General features: G+C 67.3%; 5 protein-coding genes. 1 reads left to right on the top strand and 4 read right to left on the bottom strand.

From position 1 onward, the window contains the following. The 4 genes from WB785_RS16295 to WB785_RS16310 form a co-directional block, all read right to left on the bottom strand. Nucleotides 1-879 (bottom strand): acyltransferase domain-containing protein (locus WB785_RS16295; RefSeq protein ID WP_424080353.1); only part of this gene is annotated, 879 nt, incomplete at its 3' end. Then, nucleotides 879-2,198: a polyketide synthase gene (locus WB785_RS16300; protein WP_424080354.1), complete on the bottom strand. Its 1,320-nt coding sequence runs from the start codon at nt 2,196-2,198 to the stop codon at nt 879-881. The genes WB785_RS16300 and WB785_RS16295, both read right to left, overlap by 1 nt. After that, nucleotides 2,185-2,949 carry a thioesterase II family protein gene (locus WB785_RS16305; RefSeq protein ID WP_424080355.1) on the bottom strand — a complete coding sequence of 255 codons (765 nt, stop codon included), beginning with the start codon at nt 2,947-2,949 and terminating at the stop codon, nt 2,185-2,187. The genes WB785_RS16300 and WB785_RS16305 overlap by 14 nt, the downstream gene beginning before the upstream one ends. Continuing rightward, nucleotides 2,946-6,434, bottom strand: a complete 3,489-nt coding sequence (locus WB785_RS16310) for an amino acid adenylation domain-containing protein (RefSeq protein ID WP_424080356.1) — start codon at nt 6,432-6,434, stop codon at nt 2,946-2,948. The genes WB785_RS16305 and WB785_RS16310 overlap by 4 nt, the downstream gene beginning before the upstream one ends. A gap of 78 nt (nt 6,435-6,512) precedes the next feature. Here WB785_RS16310 and WB785_RS16315 point away from each other — a divergent pair. Continuing rightward, nucleotides 6,513-6,624 (top strand): hypothetical protein (locus WB785_RS16315; protein WP_424080357.1); only part of this gene is annotated, 112 nt, incomplete at its 3' end.

Genomic DNA, 6,624 nt, shown 5'->3' on the forward strand with positions numbered 1-6,624 from the left:
GGTGTGGCCCGGGTAGTCGACGGACAGTGGGTGGGCGAATACGCCCCGTTGCTTGGCCACCGCGGTCGCGGCCACCACCGCATCGTGATCACCGGACACCACGGTGGAGGACGGCCCGTTGACCGCCGAAACTTCGAGCCAGCCTGGTGTTTCGCCGATCAGCGCCTCCGCTGCGTCGACGGCGACACCGAGTACCGCCATGGCGTATCGACCCGTCAACCGATCGATGACCGCGGCGCGGGCGCCGACCAATGTGACCGCGTCGGACAACGGGATCATTCCGGCCACATAGGCCGCGGCAACCTCACCGAGGCTGTGTCCGATGGTGATATCGGGATATACGCCGTGGGATCGCCACTGCTGCGCCAAACCGACCGCGTGGGTGAACTGCGCTCCCTGGATTTGTGCGCGCGGCCAGTTCTGCTCCACACCTTCGGTCAGGTACGGCAGCGGTGACGGCAGCCCGGCCTCCACGAACGCCTGGGCGCATCGGTCGACCTCCACCCGGTACGCCGACAGTTGCCGGTAGGCGTCTACGCCCATCGACGGCCATTGGTTGCCCTGGCCGGGAAACACGAACGCGGTACACGGCGCAACGCTTTTCGACGATCGGGAGACCAGCGGATGCTCGTCACCGCTGGCCAGCGCGGATAGAGCGGCCACGAGTTCGGTGCGGTCTGCTGCGCGCGCAACCGCGCGGTACCGTCGCACCCGTCGCAGACGCAGCAGGGTCGACGCGACCCGCGCCGTCGCAGCGTCGTCGCCGCCGGCCCGGTTGAGATAGTCCAGGATCGCCTGGGCGTCGTGACCGATCAGCGTTTCGTCATGTGCCGAGAGCAAAACGGGCACGCGACCGTCGGCCAGCGGATGCGCGAGCATTACGCGGCCTCGGGAACGGAGACGATCAGGTGCGCATTGGTGCCGGCAATGCCGAATGCCGACGTGGCCGCCATCCGCTGGCCATCGACCGAGGGCCAGGGTGTCAAGGTCTTCGCTAGGCGTAAACCCTGGCTGTCCCAGTCGATCTCATCACTGGGCTGCGCCGCGTGCAGGGTCGGCGGTATCGCACCGTGCTCGGCGGCGACGAGAACCTTCGCCAGTCCCAGTGCGCCGCTCGCCGCCAAGGCGTGGCCGACGTTGGACTTCACCGACCCCAGCAGAGCCCCGCACCCGGGTTTGGTGGCGCCATACGTCTGCGCCAGCGACTGCAGTTCGGTGCGGTCACCGAGTCGCGTACCGGTGCCGTGTCCCTCGACCATCCCGACCTCTTCGGGGTCTATTCCAGCCTCGGCGATAGCGCGACGGAACAGACGAACCTGCGCGTCGCCGCTGGGGGCGCTGAGCCCGGCGCTGCGGCCATCTTGGTTGACGGCGGTGGCGCGGACCTCAGCGACAATCGGTCGACCGTCTCGGCGCACCGACGATTTACGTTGCAGCACAAACATTGCCGAACCCTCGGCCCAGACCGTTCCGCTGGCCTGCGCGCTATAGGGGCGGCAGTGCCCATCGTCGGAGAGCGCATATTGTTTCGAAAATTCGACGAAGAAGCCGGGCGACCCCAGCACGTTGACACCGCCGGCCAGGGCGAGGTCGCAGTCGCCGTTCTGCACCGCGCGCACCGCAACGTGAAATGCTGCCAGCGCGGACGCGCACGAGGAATCCACCGTGAGCGCCGGGCCGGTTAACCCCAGGGTGTAGGCGATCCGTCCGGAGATCACGCTGAGCGCGGTCCCGGCGAGCAAATGACCGCTGTGCGACGAAAACTCGGTCATTTGCGGCCCATATCCGGTAGCCGAGGCGCCGACAAAGCACCCGACGTCGTGGCCGGCCAGGTCGTCGGGATTGATTCCGCTGTTTTCCAGTGCACGCCAAGCCACCCGGAGCGCGACGCGTTGCTGGGGATCCATCGCGACGGCTTCACGCGGCGAGATCCCGAAGAACTCTGGATCGAACATCGTTGCGCCGCTGAGAAACCCACCGCGATCGTGGATTTCCTTGAAGCCGGTGCGCCGCGACCCGGCCAGCAGCTCGCGAATCCGCCATCCACGGTCGGTGGGGAATGAGCCCAACGCCTCGCGGCCATTCGACAGCAGCTCCCAGTAGCTCTCCGCGGTGTCGATGCCACCGGGCGCCTCCACGGCCATACCGACGATCACCACCGGATCGACGGCGCCAACTCTGCTGTTAGACATCGGCATTCACCCGCGCGGCAACGGCGTCAATGTGCTCGTTGAGGTAGAAATGTCCGCCGTCGTAGAGCGACAGCTCGAACGCACCGGCAGTGTGTTTTTCCCACAGCCGCAAAGCAGCGGCGTCGACGCGGTGGTCGTCGCGCGCCCCGAGGACACAGATATCGGCACGAATGCGAGCACTGGGCGCACAGTCGTAGCGGTTGAGCGCTTGGTAGTCCGCGCGCACCGCGGTGGTCAGCAGCTCGGCGATCTCTTGGTCGGCGAGCAGTTCAGGGTCTGTGCCGCCAAGATCGGCGAGCTCGGCGAGCAGCCCGTCGTCGCTGATGGGTAGCTCCGGCATGCCGGCTATCGCCGACGGCGCCGGCCCGGCCGACACCCACAGCCGCTGAACCGTCGCGGCGCGGGATTCGGCGATCCTGGCGAACTCGAACGCGACGATCGCGCCCATGCTGTGCCCGAAAAGCCGCAGCGGCGCTACCCGATTCCACGGCCCGCCTTCGAACAAGCCGAGGGCCAGGTCATGGACGGTTTTCGGGGCGGGCTCATGCAGCCGGTCTGCGCGCTGTGGATACTGCACGATATAGGTGTCGCCACCGGCGGCCAGTGCGGTCGCTAGCTTGCGGTAACCGGCGGCGCCCGCCCCGGCGTGCGGAAACACCACGGTCGCGCCGCCACGTTGCGCCGCGTCGCGCCCTGGAACCCGTTTGATCCAGGGCAAGAACGCGTTGTGTGCTGCCACTAGATTATTGGAAGTCATTGCACCACTGGATGTTTAGCGATCGCCGACACCACGTGGTCAGCCTCCATGCGGATAACCTCCAGATACAGCTCGGCAACCTGGTCGAGGCGCCCGGGTTCGCGTTCCCGGCGGCCAAGCAAATCGGCAAGCGCCGAAACGGTTCGGGCAGCGAAGATGTCGGCGACCATCACGTCAGGGGTATCCAGCCATGCCCGGATGCGGGCGACGGCCTGGGTCGCCAGTACCGAATCCCCACCGAGGGCGAAGAAGTCGTCGTCTATGCCGACCGACTGCACGCCGAGCACACCACCGACAATCGCGGCCAGCGCGGTTTGCAGCGGCGTCGACGGGCCACGATGGATAGGCTTGGCCAGCTCCGTCACGGCGCAAGCCAGCTGGCCCTCGACGAAACGCCGATCGATTTTGCCGCCGAGAGTGAACGGGATGTGTTCCACCAGTGACACGTGACGTGGAATCATGTGCGCGGGAACAAGATCGGTCAGTGCTTTCCGCACGTCCTCGGCGGTGAGCCGGGCGTCGTCGGCGCGGACTGCCGTGGTCAAAATGTCGGCACCGCCCGGCGTCGAGACCACGGCCGCCACCGCTATTGCCACACCGGGTATCTGCCGCGTGGCGGCCTCCACATCGCCGAGTTCGACCCGGTAGCCGCTGAGCTTGGCGCGGTGGTCGGCACGTCCGACAAACTCCAGCGTGCCGTCCGGCCAATATCGGGCCAGATCGCCGGTGCGGTACCACGTCCGGTCGTCGTGCACGACGAATCGCTGTGCGGTCAGATCCTGACGTCCCCGGTAGCCTCGTGCAATGCCGCGTCCGGACACCCACAGTTCACCGACCACCCAGTCGGGGCAGTCGCCACCCATGTCGTTGACCACCCGGCAAGCGATATTGGGCAGCGGCTTGCCGTAGGGCAACGCCGTGCAGTCGGCCGGCAGTTCGGCCGATTCAGCGAACTCGAAAATCGTGTTGTGGACCGCGGTTTCGGTCGCGCCGCCCAGGCCGGCGAAGCGCAATTTTGGCGCGTCAGCCCGTAGGCGACGGGCCACCTCAGGCCGCACCCAATCTCCGCCGGTGGGGACGACCCGCACCGATGACAGCCGTCCCGCGCCGACCTCGACCAGCATCTCCAGCCAGCCCGGCATGAAGTGCAGCACGGTGACTTTGTAGGTGTCGATGAGCCGCGCCCAGGCGTCGGGATCGCGGCGCTGCGCTTCGTCTACGACCACGATCGACCCGCCGGTTCGCAAGGTGACGAAAACATCCATCACCGAGATGTCGCCTTCCAGCGTCGAAAGCGCCAGGCAACGATCCACGGCGCTGATTTCGAAGTGCCGGGCGATGAATTCGACGGTGTTCATCGCGGCGTCGTGCGTGACCTCGACGCCCTTGGGTTCGCCGGTCGAGCCCGACGTGAACAACACGTAAGCGATCTCGGCGGGATCGGTTGCCGCAGGCTGGATCTCAGCGTCGAGCGGGGCGGTGCAGAGCACGTCGGCGATCGTCAGGGTCGGCACGGGTACGGAGAGCTGCTGCCCGCCGCACACCAGGGCCAGGCTCACCTGCCCGGCCGCCAAGATACGTTCCACGCGGTCGCGGGGCTGGTCGACGCCGATCGGCAGATAGACAGCACCAGCGGCAAGGATCCCCAATAAAGCCGGCACCTGCTCGGCGGATTTGGGACCCATCACCGCGACCGTGTCGCCAGCGCGAATCCCGTTCGCGCGCAACGCTGCAGCCAACGCCAACGCCTGGTCGCGTAGCTGCGCGTAGCTGAGATCACCGGAACTGGAAAACACCGCCGGCGCGTCAGGCTGCTGCCCGGCGCGGCGGAAGAAACCGTCGTGCAGTGCCTCTCCACTGGGGGCAGCCCACCGGCTGTTGATGTCGTCACGCACCGCGCGCTGAGCCGCCGGTAGGGCCGGCGGACCCGCCGCGTCCCACGCGGCATCCGCAGTGGCCAGCCGTAGAAGCTCGTCGATGTGATGGCCGAACATCGCGTCGATCACGCCGGGCGGGAAACGGTCCTCGCGCACATCCCAATTCACCAGGAGGCCGCCGTCGAATTCGGTGACCTGTGCGTCCAGCGATACCTGCGGGCCCTGCGAGATAATCCAGCCGGGTGCGCCGAACACTTCGGTGACGTCCGACCGGAATAGTTCACCCAGCCCCAGTGCGCTGGTAAACACCACCGGCGCAAGCACTTGCGCGCCGCGGTGCCGGGCCAGGTCGCGCAACACCGACAATCCGGGGTAGTCCGCGTGAGCAACCGCGGCGTGGAAGGCATCTTGCACCGTCTGCGCCCGCGCGGAAGGGCTCGCGGCGTGTGTCAGGTTGATGTCGAGCAACAGCGACGACGTGAAGTCGCCGACGAGTAGATCAACGTCGCGGTGCAGCTGCTGCCGGCCGAACAGCGGGATGTTGAGCAGAAATCGCGGGCTGGACGCCCACGCCGCCAGCGTATGGGCGAACGAACCGGCCAACGCCATCGCCGGGGTGATGCCGCGGGCGCGGGCCGCACCGAACAGTGCGTCGCGCGTCGTCGGGTCCAGCCAGTGCCACCGGCGGGTGCTTTTCGGTGCACTGGGGTCTTCGGCCGCCTGCGGCAACGCCGGCGGATCCGGCAACTGCGGGATGCGCTCGGCCCACCAATCGCGGTCGGCGTTGTGCCGCGGCTCCCGCGCTGCGATGCTCCGCCGGTACTCCGGGTAGCTGTAGTCCAACTCGGGAAGTTGCCGATCCTGATAGAAGGTGGCGAGGTCGGCCATCAGGGTGCGATAACTCATCGCGTCGGCGGCCTGCATGTCCAGATCCACGTGGAGCCGCGACCGCTGCCCGGGGAGCAACGACACCGCCAGCTCGAACACCGCGCCGTCGAGCTGCTGGTGCGACTTGGCGGATTGGATCTCAGCGAGCCGCAGGTCGGCGGCGGCTGGCTCAAGGTCGCGGAGGTCATGCACGGTCACCGGGAAATCCGGAACTTCGGTTGCCGGACGGATCCGCTGGGTGCCGTCGGGCAAAAACCCCACCCGCAGCATGGGGTGGCGTCGGGCCAGCCTGGTGGCCGAGGCTCGGAGCCGTTCCGGGTCAATCTCGGTGCCGTCGAACTCGACGTACAGATGCCCGGCTACCCCGCCGAGTGGCTGGTTGGCCTGGCGTCCCACCCACATCGCGTGCTGCATCGGGGCCAGCGGAAACGGATCGTGTGATGCCTCGGGCGAGCGAGGTTCTGCAGGGTCTGGGTCACCGCCGTAGGAGGGGTCCGACAGCAGGTTTGACCAGGCCGCTATCGTCGGGGTGGCAGCCAGCGTGGCGAAGTCAACGGCGAAGCCGAGGCGGCGCCAGCGGCCTGCCAGCGACATCATCCGGATCGAATCGAGACCCTGGCCGACGAGGTCGCTGCCCGGATCGATGGCCTCGACCCCGATGCCAAGTAGTTCGGCGACCTCGTCGCGGATGGCGTCCGCGCTCACGGCCGGAGGAACCACTACCACTCCCCTTTAATTAGCGAAGGCTGCCCTAATTTATGGTTACCTTACCTGAGGCCGCGCGACCGAGGAGGGCCCGTGTCACCGAGCACGAAAAGCGGACTCAACGGCTTTGTGCCGTTCCCCGCCGACCGGGCCGCGCAGTACCGGGCAGCCGGTTCTTGGACCGGCCGGACCGTGGACTCGATCC

Origin of the sequence: Mycobacterium sp. (genome assembly GCF_049585075.1) — a bacterium.
Lineage (GTDB): Bacteria > Actinomycetota > Actinomycetes > Mycobacteriales > Mycobacteriaceae > Mycobacterium.

Excerpts from the sequence above, each read along its gene's own strand:
- WB785_RS16305 (WP_424080355.1), bottom strand. The coding sequence starts at position 2,949 with ATGACTTCCAATAATCTAGTGGCAGCACACAACGCGTTCTTGCCCTGG.
- WB785_RS16300 (WP_424080354.1), bottom strand. The coding sequence starts at position 2,198 with ATGCCGATGTCTAACAGCAGAGTTGGCGCCGTCGATCCGGTGGTGATC.